The sequence below is a fragment of the Alistipes sp. genome, from assembly GCF_048465575.1.
Lineage (GTDB): Bacteria > Bacteroidota > Bacteroidia > Bacteroidales > Rikenellaceae > Alistipes.
On the sequence record NZ_DBFWLG010000007.1, the window covers coordinates 1 to 15325 of the forward strand.

Here is a 15325-nt window from a genome sequence, read left to right on the forward strand (position 1 = left end):
CCTGCTTAATTTTGGAGCCAGGAGCTTCAACCACCTTGTGGTTGGCTTTCACTGCGTTTCTAATTCTGGTCAGAAAGTCCGCAATAGGATCAGTCATAACGAATAGAAGTTAAAATTAATGAATTAAGTTAATGTGTTGTTCCTCAGCTTTCTACCGCATCGACGACACGTATACGGCTTCGGAGCGGTTCTCTTTTTGCCCGGCCTGGGACCGATTTTTGAGTCTGCCGACGAACCCTTGCGGTTCATCCGCTCCCCTTTCAGCCCCGGGTATAAAGCGCGCAAATATACGCATTATTTCCCAAACAAACAATTTAGGGCCTGATTTTTAGCATTTCAGACACCCCTTTGGGAAAACAGACCATGTTAGCATCCGAATTGCTAACATGTATCCGCACATAATTTCCGCAGGGCGACCTGTTCTGTTCCGGCTTCGAAAGCCGCGGCGCGTCCTCTCTCCGAGACACTCGCCGCTCCTTTCTCGCCGGCCACCGGCCCGGGAAATCTGTAACCCGATGCGAACCTTTCGAGTGCGTCCCACCGCCGAGAAGTTACCGCTTGCGGCGGCACTTTCCTCGACATTGCGACGTCTCTACACGGGTTCGGCACCCGTATCGGACTCTGCTTCTCAGAGCAATTAAAAATGAAAAATTAAAATTCCTTTCCCCATTCAATCACCCGCGGGCTTGCACCCTCAAAACAGAGACCTTTCAAAAATCAAGACTGAAAAACAATTTTCAATTTTTCATTCTTAATTTTTTAATTGGTTTCAGTCCGGGGCCGAACGGCCCCGGACTGAAACTACCAACTTGCCTTCGTCACGCCCGGGATCAACCCCTTCGAAGCCATCTCGCGGAACTGGATACGGCTGATGCCGAACAGGCGGATGTACCCCTTGGGACGCCCCGTGATCTTGCAGCGGTTGTGCTGGCGGATGGGGTTCGAGTTGCGGGGCAGCTTCGAAAGCGCCTGCCAGGACTCCTCGTGGTCCATCTCACCGCTCTTCACCTTGGCAGCGATCTCCTCACGCTTGTGCGCATAACGCTTTGCGAGCTTCTCACGCTTCACCTCGCGTGCTTTCATCGATTCTTTAGCCATAGCTTAGTTGTTGTTCTTTTTAGCGTTTTTGAAAGGGAGGCCGAATTCGCGCAGCAGGGCATAAGCCTCTTCGTCGGTCTTGGCCGTGGTCACGAACGTGATCTCCATGCCGAAGATCTTGGTGATCTTGTCGATGTCGATCTCCGGGAAGATGATCTGCTCGGTGATGCCCAGGGTGTAGTTGCCCTGGCCGTCGAATTTCTCGTTGATACCCTTGAAATCGCGGATTCGGGGCAGCGCCACGGCGATCAGGCGCTCCAGGAACTCGTACATCTTCGTGTCGCGCAGCGTCACGCGCACGCCGATGGGCATGCCCTTGCGCAGCTTGAAATTCGAAATGTCCTTGCGCGAGCGTGTCTGCACGGCTTTCTGACCCGTGATCTGCGTCAGCTCGGCTTCGGCCACATCGATGAGTTTCTTGTCGGCGACCGCCTGGCCCATGCCCTGGTTGATGACGATCTTCTCCAGGCGCGGGCACTCCATGATGCTCGAATAACCGAACTCTTTCATAAGGGCAGGCTTGATCTGCTCCTTATATTGTGTCTTGAGTGTGGGTACGTATGCCATTATTTGATCTCCTCCCCTGACTTTTTAGCGTAACGAACTAATTTACCTTTTGCATCCGCCTTGCGACCGACCTTGGTGGGTTTCCCGCTCTTGGGGTCCAAGACTTGCAGATTCGAGACGTGGATCGGCGCTTCTTTCTCGACGATTCCGCCCTGGGGGTTCTGCGCGTTGGGCTTGGTAGCTTTCTTGCAGAGGTTCACGCCCTCGACGATGGCACGCTGCTTCGACACCTCGACCTTGAGGACTTTGCCCTGCTTGCCTTTGTTGTCGCCGGCCATGACCTGAACCGTATCCCCTTTCTTAATATGTAATTTCACTGACATATCCGAAATAGTTTTTTATGATTACAATACTTCGGGTGCGAGGGAGATAATCTTCATATACTGGTCGCGCAGCTCGCGTGCTACGGGGCCGAATATACGAGTACCGCGCATTTCACCCTGGTTGTTGAGCAGCACCACGGCGTTGTCGTCGAAACGAATGTACGAACCGTTGGCACGCCGGATTTCCTTGGTCGTACGTACGACGACCGCTTTCGAAACGGAACCTTTCTTGACGTCGCCCGAGGGAGTGGCGCTCTTGACCGTCACAACGATCTTGTCGCCGATCGAGGCGTAGCGACGCTTCGTACCGCCGAGCACGCGGATGCAGAGCACCTCCTTAGCACCGCTGTTGTCAGCTACTATGAGTCTACTTTCCTGTTGTATCATGATTATTTCGCTCTTTCAGTGATTTGTACTAATCTCCAACGCTTCGTCTTGCTCAGCGGACGGGTCTCCATGATGCGGACCGTATCGCCCTCCTTGCAGGTCTCGTCGAGGCACTCGGCAACGAACTTGGTGGTCTTGTTGACGAACTTGCCGTAGATGGGGTGCTTGACCTTGCGTGCTACCGCAACCACAATGGTTTTCTCCATTTTGTTGCTGACAACCACCCCAATACGCTCTTTTCTAAGATTTCTTTCCATAGCGTGTCCAGTTATTTAGCGTTTTTTTGACGCAGAATTGTCAGCATGCGAGCGATGTCTCTGCGGTTCTTCTTAATGATCGACGGGTTTTCGACGGGGGACACCGCGTGCTGCACCTTCAGTTTCGAAAGCTGCGCTTTCTCGGTCTCGATGCGCTCCTGGAGGTCCTTGATCGAAATATCCTTGATTTCTGCACTTTTCATCTTGTGGTCCCTTAAATTGAGGTTTCGACGTAGTCACGTCTTACGATAAACTTGGTGGTGATGGGCAGTTTCTGGGCACCCAGGCGCAGTGCTTCCTGCGCGATTGCCAGGGGTACACCCTCGGCCTCGAAGAGAATGCGTCCGGGCGTAACGGGCGCCACGAATCCCTCGGGATTACCCTTACCCTTACCCATACGCACCTCGGCGGGCTTCTTGGTGATGGGTTTGTCGGGGAAGATGCGGATCCAGAGCTGACCCTCGCGCTTCATGTAACGCGTGATGGCCTGACGGGCCGCCTCTATCTGACGACCCGTAATCCAGGTCGATTCAAGTGCCTTGATTGCGAACGATCCGTATGCAAGCTGGTTACCTCTCTGAGCGATACCTTTCATACGGCCTTTCTGCATTCTTCTAAACTTGGTCTTTTTCGGCTGTAACATTGTTGTTCTGCTTTAAAAAGGTCCTACTTACTACTGATTGTTGTTGCGACGCTCGCCGCCACGACGTCCGCCGCGACGGTCGCCACCGCGGCGGTCTCCGCCACGACGGTCACCGCGACGCTCGCCGCGATCCCCGCGGTCGCCCGAAGCGGACTGCGCCGAAGCGCCGGCGATTTCGAACAGGTCGCGCTTGCCGTATACCGTACCCTGGCAGATCCAGACCTTCACGCCGAGAATACCCACCTTGGTGAGCGCTTCGGTCAGGCAGTAATCCACGTCGGCGCGGAACGTATGCAGCGGAATGCGACCCTCCTTGATGGTTTCGCTGCGGGCCATCTCGGCGCCGCCCACGCGGCCCGAAACCTGGATCTTGATCCCCTCGGCGCCCATGCGCATGGTCGAAGCCACGGCCATCTTGACGGCACGGCGGAACGACACGCGGCCCTCGAGCTGACGAGCGATGTTCTGACCCACGATCACGGCGTCCACCTCGGGACGCTTCACCTCGAAGATGTTGATCTGAATCTCCTTGCCGGTGAGCTTCTTCAACTCCTCCTTGAGCTTGTCGACCTCCTGGCCGCCCTTGCCGATGATAATGCCCGGGCGGGCCGTCGAAATGGTAACCGTCACGAGTTTCAGCGTGCGCTCGATGATGATCTTCGAGATCGAAGCCTTCTGGAGACGAACGTTCAGATACTTGCGAATCTTGGCGTCCTCCACGAGTTTTTCGGAGAAATCCTTGCCTCCGAACCAGTTGGAATCCCAACCGCGGATGATACCGAGACGATTTGCTATCGGATTAACTTTCTGTCCCATCTTGCTTACTTGTTTTCTACGGTTACCATTTTGTCAACTACGATCGTCACGTGGTTCGAGCGCTTGCGAATGCGGTGGGCACGTCCCTGCGGCGCAGCCTGAATACGCTTCAGCATGCGGCCGCCGTCGACGAACACCTCCTTGACGCAGAGCGTCGCATCTTCCAGACGCTCCGTCTCGTTCTTGGCCTCCCAGTTGGCGATGGCCGATTTGAGGAGCTTCTCCATGCGGATCGAGGCCTCCTTCTTCGAGAAGCGGAGGATGCCCAGAGCCTTGTTGATCTCCACGCCGCGGATGATGTCGGCCACCAGGCGCATCTTGCGGGGAGAGGTCGGGCAATCACGCAGTACGGCGATTGCTTTCTGCTTCTTTTCAGCCTGGATTTTCTCGGCTTTTATTGCTTTTCTTGCACCCATTTTCTACCTATTTTTTCTTGTTACCTGCGTGACCGCGGAAATTGCGCGTGGGAGCAAACTCACCGAGTTTGTGTCCTACCATGTTCTCAGTTACATAGACCGGAATGAACTTGTTTCCGTTGTGGACAGCCACCGTCTGCCCGACGAAATCGGGCGAAATCATGCTGGCCCGCGACCATGTCTTGATGACCGACTTTTTGTTTCCCACGGCCTGGGCGACGACTTTCGCTTCGAGCTTGGGATCGATAAACGGTCCTTTTTTTAATGAACGGCTCATTATGTACTCTTATTAAATTATTTTTTCTTCTTGGAAATAATAAATTTCGAGGTCGTCTTCTTGGGGTTGCGCGTCTTGTAACCCTTCGCCAGCAGACCCTTGCGCGAACGGGGATGACCTCCCGAGGCACGGCCTTCGCCACCACCCATCGGGTGATCCACGGGGTTCATCACCACGCCGCGGTTGCGGGGACGGCGGCCGAGCCAACGCTCACGACCTGCCTTGCCGGACGATTCGAGGCTGTGGTCGACGTTCGACACCACACCCACCGTCGCGCGGCAAGTTACGAGTACCATACGAGTTTCGCCCGAGGGCAGCTTGATGATGGCGAATTTGCCTTCACGAGCCAGCAACTGGGCATACGAGCCTGCGGAACGCGCCATCGCGGCGCCCTGGCCCGGGTAGAGTTCGATGTTGTGGACAACCGTTCCGAGCGGAATCTCGCTCAGGAAGAGCGTGTTACCGACCTCGGGAGCAACACCTGCGCCGCTCATCACCGTCTGGCCCACTTTCAGTCCGTTGGGTGCGATGATGTAACGCTTCTCACCGTCGGCGTATGCCACGAGGGCGATGCGGGCCGTGCGATTGGGGTCGTACTCGATCGTCTTTACAGTGGCAGCGATGCCGTCTTTCGAACGCTTGAAATCGACCATGCGGTACATCTGCTTGTGACCGCCGCCGATATAGCGGACCGTCATCTTGCCGGCATGGTTACGTCCGCCCGAACTCTTTTTGGGGCTCAGCAACGACTTTTCCGGTACGTTCGTGGTGATCTCGTCGAACGTGCCGATAATCTTATGTCTTGTACCTGGGGTAACAGGCTTGAATTTTTTTACTGCCATCTTCGTTAGATATTACTGTAAAAATCGATCTTGTCTCCATCCTTCAAGGTCACGATCGCTTTCTTGAAGTTGTTGGCGCGGCCTTCGAGCAGTCCCGCCTTGGTGTAGCGGCTCTTGAGCTTGCCCATGTAGTTGATGGTATTCACGTCCGTTACGACGACGTTGTACATCTGCTCTACGGCCTTGCGTATTTGCAGCTTGTTAGCCCGCACGTCAACGATAAAACCGTAGCGATTCAACTTGTCGCCCTGAATCGTCATTTTCTCGGTCAGAACCGGCTTAATAATAATTTCCATGGTTGTTTCCTGCGTTTTTAAGCTAACATAGTGTTCAATACGTTCTCGGCGCCCTCCACCAGCACGATGGCCGAAGCATTCATCACGTCGTACGTGCAGACGTTCTGAGCCAGCACGGGCTGCACGTAGGAGAGGTTGCGGCACGAGAGCTGGAGATTGGCGTTTCCTTCGGGCAGTACCAGCAGCACTTTCTTGTCCGCTACGTTCAGTGCATCGGTCAGAGCCACGATGGTCTTGGTTTTGGGAGCGTCCATCGAGATGGGCTCCACGACGCTGATTGCGCCGGCCTGGGCCTTGTACGTAAGAGCGCTGCGGCGGGCCAGCTGCTTGAGCTTCTTGTTGAGCTTGAAACTGTAATCGCGCGGCACGGGACCGAAGATGCGGCCGCCGCCGGGGAAGAGGGGCGACTTGATGCTGCCCGCACGTGCACCGCCGGTGCCTTTCTGGCGCTTGAGTTTGCGGGTCGATCCAGCCACCTCGTTGCGCTGCTTGGATTTGTGCGTGCCCTGACGCTGATCGGCGAGGTACTGCTTCACGTCGAGATAGATCGCGTGGTCATTAGCCTCTATCGAGAAGACGGCATCCGAAAGGACTACCTTGCGACCCGTCTCTTTTCCTTGTGTGTTCAATACAGCTAATTCCATACTATTTCTCGATTGTTAAATAAGCACCCTTTGCTCCCGGAATCGAGCCTTTCACCAACAGGAGGTTGCTCTCGGGAATTACTTTCAATACACGCAGGTTCAACACTTTCACCTGCTCTCCGCCCATCTGGCCGGGAAGACGCTTGCCTTTGAAGACACGCGAGGGATAGGACGATGCGCCCAGCGAACCGGGTTTGCGCTGCCGGTTGTGCTGACCGTGGGTCTGACCGCCCACGCCGCCGAAACCGTGACGCTTCACAACGCCCTGGAAGCCTTTGCCTTTCGAAATCCCGGTCACGTCGACCCAGTCCTCTTCGGAGAAGAGCTCCACGGTCAGCGTGTCGCCGAGCGCCACTTCGGGCATGCCCTTGAATTCCGCCATCTTGCGGCGGGGGGTCGTGCCGGCTTTCTTGAAGTGTCCTAACAAACTGCTGGTGGTGTGCTTTTCACTTTTCTCGTCATAGGCAACCTGAACCGCTTCGTAGGAGTCCTTCTCCACGGTCTTGATTTGCGTAACAACGCACGGACCAGCCTCAATGACAGTGCATGGTATGTTCTTACCCTCGGCACTGTAAACGGATGTCATTCCGATTTTCTTTCCAATAAGTCCTGACATTTGTTGTCGAATTGTTTGTTATAAATAAGTGATCTTTAGTCGTTTGATTCGGCTGTGCGCCTTTCACATCACACCTTGATCTCGACCTCGACGCCCGAGGGGAGCTCGAGTTTCATCAGCGCGTCGATGGTCTTGGGAGTCGAGGAGTAAATATCCAGGATCCGCTTGAACGTGCAGAGCTGGAACTGCTCGCGGGCTTTCTTGTTGACGAACGTCGAGCGGTTGACCGTAAAAATCTGCTTGTGCGTGGGGAGGGGCACCGGGCCGCTCACGATGGCGCCCGTGCTCTTCACGGTCTTCACAATCTTCTCGGCCGACTTGTCCACGAGATTGTGATCGAATGACTTTAACTTGATTCTAATCTTCTGGTTCATATTGTTTGCTTATTCTATATCCTTACGTTTACCACTCGCTTTCTCGATGATCTCCTTGGCCAGGTTGGCGGGAACCTCCTCGAAATGCGAGAACTCCATCGACGAGGTGGCGCGGCCCGACGAGATCGTACGCAATACGGTCACGTAGCCGAACATCTCCGACAGCGGCACCTTGGCCTTGACCACGCGGGCGGTGCCCTTGGACTCCATGCCGGTGATCTGACCGCGGCGCTTGTTCAAGTCGCCGATGATGTCGCCCATGTTCTCCTCGGGGGTAACGACCTCCACGGACATGATCGGCTCCAAAATCACCGAACCGGCCTTGGGAGCGGCGGCGCGATAGCCGTTGCGGGCAGCGATCTCGAACGAGAGCTGATCCGAGTCGACGGGGTGGAACGAACCGTCCTTGAGGGTGATCTTCATCGAGTCCATCTGGTATCCGGCCAGGGCGCCGTTGGCCATGGCCGACTCGAAGCCTTTCTGAACCGAGGGAATGAACTCCTTGGGAATGTTGCCGCCCTTGACCTCGTCGACGAACGTAAGGCCCATCTTGCCCTCTTCGGCGGGACCGATCTCGAAGATGATGTCGGCGAACTTACCGCGGCCGCCGGTCTGCTTCTTGAACACCTCGCGGTGCTGCACGGTCTTGGTAAGCGACTCCTTGTAATTGACCTGGGGAGCACCCTGGTTGATCTCCACGCCGAACTCGCGGCGCAGCCGGTCGACGATGATGTCGAGGTGCAGCTCGCCCATGCCGCTGATGACGGTCTGGCCCGAATCCTCGTCGGTATGCACCGTAAAGGTGGGGTCCTCCTCGGCCAGTTTCGACAGGGCGATGCCCAGCTTGTCGAGGTCTTTCTGCGTCTTGGGCTCCACCGCCAGGCCGATCACCGGCTCGGGGAAAGTCATCTGCTCCAGAACGATGGGTGCATTCTCGGCACTGAGCGTGTCGCCCGTGCGGATCTCCTTGAAACCTACCGCGGCGCAGATGTCTCCGGCGCCGACGGTCTCCATCGGGTTCTGCTTGTTGGCGTGCATCTGGTAGATGCGGCTGATGCGCTCGCGCTTGCCGCTGCGCGTATCCAGCACGTAGGAACCTGCATCGAGCTTACCGGAGTAGACGCGCACGAATGCCAAACGGCCTACGAACGGGTCGGTAGCGATCTTGAACGCCAACCCGCAGAACGGATCGTCCTCCGAAGCGTGGCGCACCTCCTCCTTTTCGGTCTTGGGGTTCATACCCGTTACGGGGGGCAGATCGAGGGGGGAGGGCAGGAAAGCCATCACATAGTCGAGCAGCTTCTGCACGCCCTTGTTGTGGAACGACGAACCGCAGAGCATCGGCACGATCTGCATCGAGATCGTGGCCTTGCGGATGGCTGCGAGCAACTCGTCGGCGGTGATCGAATCGGGGTCCTCGAAGAACTTTTCCATCAGCGCGTCGTCGGTCGAAGCCACCTCCTCGATGAGCTTGGCGCGCCACTCGGCGGCCTCGGCTTTCATCGACTCGGGAATCTCCTTGAGCTCGAAATTGTCGCGGACGGTCTTGTCGTCGTAGTAGTAGATCGCGTTATTATATATAAGGTCTACCAGTCCCTCGAACTTGTCCTCGGCGCCGATGGGCAGCACGACCGGCAGCGCCGTAGCGCCGAAATGCTCCTTGATCTGCGCGCACACCGAGAGGAAATCGGCGCCCGTGCGGTCCATCTTGTTGACGTAACCGATGCGGGGGACGTTGTATTTGTCGGCCTGGCGCCATACGGTCTCCGACTGCGGCTCGACGCCGCCCACGGCGCAGAACGTGGCGATCGCACCGTCCAGCACGCGCAGCGAGCGCTCCACCTCGACGGTAAAGTCGACGTGTCCCGGGGTGTCGATCAGGTTGATCTGGTACTGGTTGCCCATGTAGTTCCAGAATGCGGTCGTGGCGGCCGAGGTGATCGTGATGCCGCGCTCCTGCTCCTGCACCATCCAGTCCATGACGGCAGCACCCTCGTGCGTTTCGCCGATCTTGTGGGTCTTGCCCGTGTAGAAAAGGATACGCTCCGACGTGGTGGTCTTGCCGGCATCGATGTGCGCCATGATGCCGATGTTGCGAGTATAATGTAAATCTCTGGTTGCCATCTGTGGGTATGCGTATTAGAATCTGAAATGAGCGAATGCCTTGTTCGCCTCGGCCATGCGGTGCATCTCCTCCTTGCGTTTGAAAGCGGCGCCCTGCTGGTTGTAGGCATCCATTATTTCGGCTGAGAGTCGGTCTGCCATCGTTTTGCCGGCGCGCTTGCGGGAATAGAGGACAAGGTTTTTCATGGAAATAGAAATCTTGCGCTCCGGCCTAACCTCCATGGGAACCTGGAAAGTCGCGCCTCCGATACGTTTCGATTTCACTTCGACTTGGGGCGTGATGTTCTCCAGAGCCTGTTTCCAGATTTCCAGCGGAGATTTATCAGCATCCTTCATCTTCTTGCCCACCAACTCCAGCGAGTCGTAGAAAATCGTGTAGGCAATACTCTTCTTACCATCCAGCATGAGGTTGTTCACGAAACGGGTCACGGCCACGTCTCCGAACTTGGGATCCGGAAGTAGAATTCGCTTTTTTGGCTTAGCTTTTCTCATTGCTATTGTAAAATGACTTGATTAAAATTTTCGGTTGATTACTTGCCTGCCTTGGGGCGTTTGGCACCGTATTTCGAACGACGCTGACGGCGACCGTCGACACCGGCCGAGTCCAGTGCGCCGCGCACCAGGTGGTAGCGTACACCGGGCAGGTCCTTGACACGACCGCCGCGGACGAGCACGATCGAGTGCTCCTGCAGGTTGTGGCCCTCTCCGGGGATGTAGGCGTTGACCTCCTTGCCGTTGGTCAACCTGACACGGGCGACCTTGCGCATGGCCGAGTTCGGCTTCTTGGGGGTCGTGGTGTACACACGCGTACATACGCCTCGGCGCTGGGGACACGCGGCCAGTGCGGGAGATTTCGACTTGTCCTCCATCTTCACGCGGCCGTTTCTGACTAACTGTTGAATAGTTGGCATTTCTAAAACTGTCCTTTAAGTTGTTAAAAATTCTATTTCCATTGTCCAAAATGGACTGCAAAGGTACGCATTTTTTCGGAATTACAATATATATGCGCATCTTTTTCCGCCATTTTTCAGGAATTTGCACGTTTTGAGATTCTTTCTATTTATAGTTTTCGTGATAATATAACATGGATTTATGTATAAAAATACAACCGAATGAAAATCGTACCTTTATGCCGTCAGCGGATTGCAAAAAAGCGGACGACACCGCAAGGTATCGTCCGCCCGATCCGTTCGAATTGCAACAGGATCACTCCACCGGATTCGGATCACGCTTGAGCAGCCGGTAGAGAGACACCGGAACCACCACCACGAGCCACACTAACACATAGATACCCACCTCGGTCCCCAACGGCAGCGAATGTCCGTAAAAGACGATCATCGCATAGTGGATACCGAAAGCCAGCAGCAACAGTACAGCGTGTTGCGAAATCACATAATACAAGTCTTCCCACTGCCGGATACGCCGCACGTCCGTTTCCCGCTCCTTTTTCCGATCGAGGAAGCGGCGGCCCCAGATCGCCGCCGAGAAATGGATAATCAGAAAAAGCAGCGCCACGACAAACGGCGCGCTGAATCGGATCGCTCCTCCGTTTTCGTACAGGTTCATCCCGAACAGCGCCAGCGCCAAAAACGCAAAACCGCATAAGCTAACAGCCAACTGAGAATTGTTTTTTTCCATAACGTTCCCATGTTTTCAGTTTATTTAAAAAAGCGCCTCGACCGAAGCCGCGATGCCGCCCGCCAGCGCCCCGACGCCCGCACCCGGCACGGCGCCGAGACCGCCGGCAGTACTGCCGGTAATCGCCCCGCTGACAGCGCCGCCCAATGCACCGGCAGCATCTTTCAGGGCCACATCCTTTACCTCGTCCAAGCTCTCAGCATCCTCTTTGAGCACCACCTTTACGTTTTCGTTCCTGCCGACTTTTATGAGCTCCGTCCTGTATCCGATATAGCTGATCATCAATTCGGAATCGGACGAGGTGACCTCGATTTCGAAATGCCCGTCCATATCGGTTATCGTACCGTTGGTAGTCCCTCGCTGCACGACGCTGGCCCCGATTACCGCCCAGCCCGATGTGTCCTCGACCCGGCCCTTGACCTTCCTGCCGCCGCTCCGCGTAACCGGGTCGGCTACGTATTGCGCCACCAGCCTTTTCCATCTGGCATAGTTGCTCAGCCAGTATTCGAGACTGGAGGCAGCCGTAGCGGTGCAGCAGAAAAGCGCATCCTTTTCGGATCGGGACAGCTGCCGGTCCGCCTCGATTCGGTCATTGAGCCTGCCGATCCGGTCGAATATCACGTCGACACTTGAATTTTGGAATATGCGACGCAACTCTTCAAAGTAACTTTTCACACCCTCCGACCACTCGACCTGAGGGGACTTTTCATCCTGGTCGGCTCGTGTCGAAAACAGATGGTCGCCATCCAAATCTTTGGATTTCAGAAACTCTCGGATAGCGGCACCGATTTGTTGATCCAAATCCTCTGCGTTAACAGTACGAGTCTCAGAGCCCTTCTCCAACTCCTTGTAAACACACTCGACTCCTTCGTTATGCAGTTTTCCGATTTGTTCGAAAGGATTATTTTCCGGAACTCGTTGCTGAGGTTCTACTTTCGAACAGGAATAAATAAAAAGTCCCGACAAAAAAAAGATAAAAGACAAAATACCGAACTGAAATTTGGATGGTTTTTTCATGATCGCAAATTTTAGGTTACAAGTGATTGCAAGTTACGATAAAATACCAAAAAGTCCAAAATAAATCAACCAAAACATTCCGTTCGGAGCTTTTTCAATAAGACCGGGCCATCAAATGTACATTTTTTTTACCTTTGCAGGAAATTCGTCATCAAACAAAACCGGATATGGAGTACAATTTCAAGCAGATCGAGTCCAAATGGCAGGAGCGGTGGAGAGCAGATAAAACCTATCGCGTCGAGGCAGACCCCTCGCGTCCCAAGTTCTACGTGCTGGACATGTTCCCCTACCCCTCAGGGGCGGGGCTGCACGTGGGGCATCCGCTGGGCTACATCGCCTCGGACATCTTCGCGCGCTACAAACGGCTCAAGGGCTTCAATGTGCTCCATCCGATGGGCTACGACGCGTTCGGTCTGCCGGCCGAACAGTACGCTATCCAGACGGGCCAGCATCCGGCCACGACCACCGAGCGCAACATCGCCCGCTACCGCGAGCAGCTGGACAAGATCGGCTTCTCGTTCGACTGGGACCGCGAGGTGCGCACCTGCGACCCGGCCTACTACAAATGGACCCAGTGGGCGTTTCTGAAGATGTACGACCACTACTACTGCAACGACACGCAAAAGGCACGGCCCATCTCCGAACTGGTCGAAGCATTCCCCAAATATGGAAACGAGGGACTGAACGCCGCGTGCAGCCGGGAGCTGCATTTCACGGCCGCGGAGTGGAACGCCTGGGACGAAGCCACGCGCGAGCAGGTGCTCCAGAACTACCGCCTGGCATTCCGTGCCGACACGCAGGTCAACTGGTGCCCCAAGCTGGGCACCGTCCTGGCCAACGACGAGGTGAAAGACGGACTTTCGGTCCGCGGCGGCTACCCCGTCGAGCAGAAGCGCATGAAGCAGTGGCTGCTGCGCGTAACGGCCTACGCCGAGCGGATGCTCGCCGGACTGGACCGGTTGGCCTGGAGCGAGTCGCTCAAGGAGATCCAGCGCAACTGGATCGGCCGCTCGGTGGGTGCCCAAGTATTCTTCGAGATCGCTAGCAGCGACCGCAAACTCGAAATTTTCACCACGCGTCCCGACACGATCTTCGGGGTGACATTCATGGTCATTGCCCCCGAACACGAGTGGGCCGGCGAACTGACCACCGCCGAAAACCGGGCCGCCGTCGAGGAATATGTCCGCGAAGCGGGAAAACGCTCTGAACGCGAACGCATCGCCGAAACACGGCGCGTAAGTGGCGTGGCGACCGGCTCATACGCCATCAACCCGTTCACGGGCAAGACCATTCCGATCTTCATTTCAGACTACGTGCTCGCGGGCTACGGAACGGGGGCCATCATGGCCGTTCCGGCACACGATTCGCGCGACTGGGCGTTCGCACGCCATTTCGGTTTGGAGATCGTCCCGGTAGTCTCGGGCGGCGATGTGGAGCAAGCCTCGTACGATGCCAAGGAGGGCAAAGTAATCAACTCGGATTTCCTCGACGGATTGGATGTAAAGGAGGCAATCGCCCGGATGTTCGACCAGATCGAGCAACGCGGATTGGGTCGCCGGCTGGTCAACTACCGCCTGCGCGATGCGATCTTCTCGCGCCAGCGCTACTGGGGCGAACCGTTCCCGATCTACTACAAGGACGACGTGGCCTACCCGCTCTCGGAGGATCGACTGCCGCTCGAACTCCCGCCGATCGCCGATTTCGGCCCCACAGCCGAGGGCGAACCGCCGCTGGCCCGCGTCGAAGGCTGGGCCACACCGGAGGGATACCCCTACGAACGCTCGACCATGCCCGGATTCGCCGGCTCGTCGGCCTACTACCTGCGCTACATGGACCCGCACAACGACCAGGCGCTCGTGGGGCGCGAAGCCAACGACTACTGGCGCTCGGTCGACCTTTACGTGGGCGGCATAGAGCACGCAACGGGGCACCTGATGTACTCGCGTTTCTGGAACATGTTTCTCTACGACCTGGGGTACGTCGCCGAGGCGGAGCCGTTCCGCAAGTTGGTGAATCAGGGCATGATCCAGGGGCGTTCGAATTTCGTCTACCGCATCGCGGGCACCAACCGCTTCGTGTCGCTGGGGCTGAAAGACCAGTACGAAACGCAGGAGATCCATGTCGACGTGAATATCGTGAAGAACGACGTGCTCGACCTCGATGCGTTCCGCCGCTGGATGCCCGATTTCGCCGACGCGGAGTTCATTCTCGAAGACGGCAAATATATCTGCGGCTGGGCCGTCGAGAAGATGTCCAAGTCGATGTACAACGTGGTCAACCCCGACTATATCGTCGACACCTACGGCGCCGACACGCTGCGCATGTATGAAATGTTCCTCGGTCCGCTCGAGCAGTCCAAACCGTGGGACACGAACGGTATCGACGGCGTGCACAAATTCCTGCGCCGCTTCTGGCGCCTGTTCTACAACCGCGACGGACGGCTGCTCGTCACCGACGAACAGCCCGACGAAAAGGAGCTTCGCACACTGCACAAGACGATCAAAAAGGTCACCGAGGACATCGAGCATTTCTCGTTCAACACCGCCGTAGCGGCTTTCATGATCTGCCTCAACGAATTGGGCGAGTGCCACAAACGCGCCATCCTGGAGCCGATGGTCGTGCTGCTCGCGCCGTTCGCTCCGCATATCGCCGAGGAGCTGTGGGCGGCCCTTGGACACACGACCACCGTTTGCGACGCCGCCTACCCGGTCCCGAATGAGAAATACCTCGTGCAGAACTCGTTCGAGTTTCCCGTTTCGGTCAACGGGAAACTCCGCTTCAAAAAAGAGTACGCCACTTCGCTGACGCCCGCCGAGATTCAGCAGGCCGTCGTCTGTGAGCCCGAAGCGCAGAAATGGCTCGACGGCAAGGCGCCGAAAAAGGTGATCGTCGTACCGGGAAAGATCATAAATATCGTCGTGTGATCTCTCCACCTGACCGAGGTCTGCACCGTTTTACCTCTCCGGTCGGTGTATTCTCGCCGCCTATGG

The 15325-nt window shown here is 56.2% G+C and carries 22 protein-coding genes; 1 reads left to right on the forward strand and 21 read right to left on the reverse strand.

The genetic code is table 11. The features are described 5' to 3' along the window. From rpsH to ACMQ11_RS01835, 21 genes are all read right to left on the reverse strand, one after another. Positions 1-97 (reverse strand): 30S ribosomal protein S8 (gene rpsH / locus ACMQ11_RS01735; protein ID WP_418982439.1); only part of this gene is annotated, 97 nt, incomplete at its 3' end. Positions 98-801: 704 nt separating this feature from the next. Then, positions 802-1098 (reverse strand): 30S ribosomal protein S14, encoded by a 297-nt coding sequence (gene rpsN, locus ACMQ11_RS01740; protein ID WP_418990941.1) that lies wholly within the window; start codon positions 1096-1098, stop codon positions 802-804. A gap of 3 nt (positions 1099-1101) precedes the next feature. Further along, positions 1102-1665 carry a 50S ribosomal protein L5 gene (rplE, locus tag ACMQ11_RS01745; protein WP_418990942.1) on the reverse strand — a complete coding sequence of 188 codons (564 nt, stop codon included), beginning with the start codon at positions 1663-1665 and terminating at the stop codon, positions 1102-1104. Continuing rightward, the gene (rplX, locus tag ACMQ11_RS01750) at positions 1665-1988 is read right to left on the reverse strand and encodes a 50S ribosomal protein L24 (RefSeq protein WP_418990943.1); all 324 of its coding nucleotides are present in this window, start codon (positions 1986-1988) and stop codon (positions 1665-1667) included. Before rplX ends, rplE begins: the two co-directional genes overlap by 1 nt. Before the next feature lie 21 nt (positions 1989-2009). Further along, positions 2010-2375, reverse strand: coding sequence for a 50S ribosomal protein L14 (gene rplN, locus ACMQ11_RS01755; protein WP_418990944.1), 366 nt, complete (start codon positions 2373-2375; stop codon positions 2010-2012). Positions 2376-2377: 2 nt separating this feature from the next. Then, entirely contained in the window at positions 2378-2632 is a 255-nt protein-coding gene (gene rpsQ, locus ACMQ11_RS01760) for a 30S ribosomal protein S17 (protein WP_418990945.1), read from the reverse strand. An 11-nt stretch (positions 2633-2643) separates the two neighbouring features. After that, entirely contained in the window at positions 2644-2835 is a 192-nt protein-coding gene (gene rpmC, locus ACMQ11_RS01765) for a 50S ribosomal protein L29 (RefSeq protein WP_418990946.1), read from the reverse strand. Between the two features lie 11 nt (positions 2836-2846). Next, positions 2847-3275 (reverse strand): 50S ribosomal protein L16, encoded by a 429-nt coding sequence (rplP, locus tag ACMQ11_RS01770; protein ID WP_418990947.1) that lies wholly within the window; start codon positions 3273-3275, stop codon positions 2847-2849. A gap of 30 nt (positions 3276-3305) precedes the next feature. After that, entirely contained in the window at positions 3306-4091 is a 786-nt protein-coding gene (rpsC, locus tag ACMQ11_RS01775) for a 30S ribosomal protein S3 (RefSeq protein ID WP_418990948.1), read from the reverse strand. 5 nt (positions 4092-4096) lie between these two features. Next, positions 4097-4507, reverse strand: a complete 411-nt coding sequence (rplV, locus tag ACMQ11_RS01780; RefSeq protein ID WP_418990949.1) for a 50S ribosomal protein L22 — start codon at positions 4505-4507, stop codon at positions 4097-4099. Positions 4508-4514: 7 nt separating this feature from the next. Further along, positions 4515-4784: a 30S ribosomal protein S19 gene (gene rpsS, locus ACMQ11_RS01785; protein WP_418990950.1), complete on the reverse strand. Its 270-nt coding sequence runs from the start codon at positions 4782-4784 to the stop codon at positions 4515-4517. 17 nt (positions 4785-4801) lie between these two features. Continuing rightward, positions 4802-5626, reverse strand: a complete 825-nt coding sequence (gene rplB / locus ACMQ11_RS01790) for a 50S ribosomal protein L2 (RefSeq protein WP_418990951.1) — start codon at positions 5624-5626, stop codon at positions 4802-4804. Positions 5627-5631: 5 nt separating this feature from the next. Continuing rightward, positions 5632-5922 (reverse strand): 50S ribosomal protein L23, encoded by a 291-nt coding sequence (rplW, locus tag ACMQ11_RS01795; protein WP_418990952.1) that lies wholly within the window; start codon positions 5920-5922, stop codon positions 5632-5634. A gap of 17 nt (positions 5923-5939) precedes the next feature. Continuing rightward, positions 5940-6566, reverse strand: a complete 627-nt coding sequence (rplD, locus tag ACMQ11_RS01800) for a 50S ribosomal protein L4 (RefSeq protein WP_418990953.1) — start codon at positions 6564-6566, stop codon at positions 5940-5942. A gap of 1 nt (position 6567) precedes the next feature. Continuing rightward, positions 6568-7182: a 50S ribosomal protein L3 gene (rplC, locus tag ACMQ11_RS01805; RefSeq protein WP_418990954.1), complete on the reverse strand. Its 615-nt coding sequence runs from the start codon at positions 7180-7182 to the stop codon at positions 6568-6570. A gap of 68 nt (positions 7183-7250) precedes the next feature. Next, the gene (gene rpsJ / locus ACMQ11_RS01810; RefSeq protein WP_418990955.1) at positions 7251-7556 is read right to left on the reverse strand and encodes a 30S ribosomal protein S10; all 306 of its coding nucleotides are present in this window, start codon (positions 7554-7556) and stop codon (positions 7251-7253) included. A gap of 9 nt (positions 7557-7565) precedes the next feature. Beyond that, a complete protein-coding gene (fusA, locus tag ACMQ11_RS01815) occupies positions 7566-9680 on the reverse strand; it encodes an elongation factor G (protein ID WP_418990956.1) in 2115 nt (704 codons plus the stop codon). A gap of 15 nt (positions 9681-9695) precedes the next feature. Beyond that, a complete protein-coding gene (gene rpsG, locus ACMQ11_RS01820) occupies positions 9696-10172 on the reverse strand; it encodes a 30S ribosomal protein S7 (protein WP_418990957.1) in 477 nt (158 codons plus the stop codon). A 38-nt stretch (positions 10173-10210) separates the two neighbouring features. Then, positions 10211-10591: a 30S ribosomal protein S12 gene (rpsL, locus tag ACMQ11_RS01825; RefSeq protein ID WP_022061192.1), complete on the reverse strand. Its 381-nt coding sequence runs from the start codon at positions 10589-10591 to the stop codon at positions 10211-10213. Between the two features lie 295 nt (positions 10592-10886). Further along, the gene (locus ACMQ11_RS01830) at positions 10887-11318 is read right to left on the reverse strand and encodes a hypothetical protein (protein WP_418990958.1); all 432 of its coding nucleotides are present in this window, start codon (positions 11316-11318) and stop codon (positions 10887-10889) included. 24 nt (positions 11319-11342) lie between these two features. Then, complete coding sequence (locus tag ACMQ11_RS01835; protein ID WP_418990959.1) at positions 11343-12335, reverse strand: carboxypeptidase-like regulatory domain-containing protein; 993 nt, start codon at positions 12333-12335, stop codon at positions 11343-11345. A gap of 167 nt (positions 12336-12502) precedes the next feature. On the opposite strand from ACMQ11_RS01835, the gene leuS reads away from it, so the two are divergent. After that, a complete protein-coding gene (gene leuS / locus ACMQ11_RS01840; RefSeq protein WP_418990960.1) occupies positions 12503-15259 on the forward strand; it encodes a leucine--tRNA ligase in 2757 nt (918 codons plus the stop codon). Positions 15260-15325 lie beyond the last annotated feature (66 nt).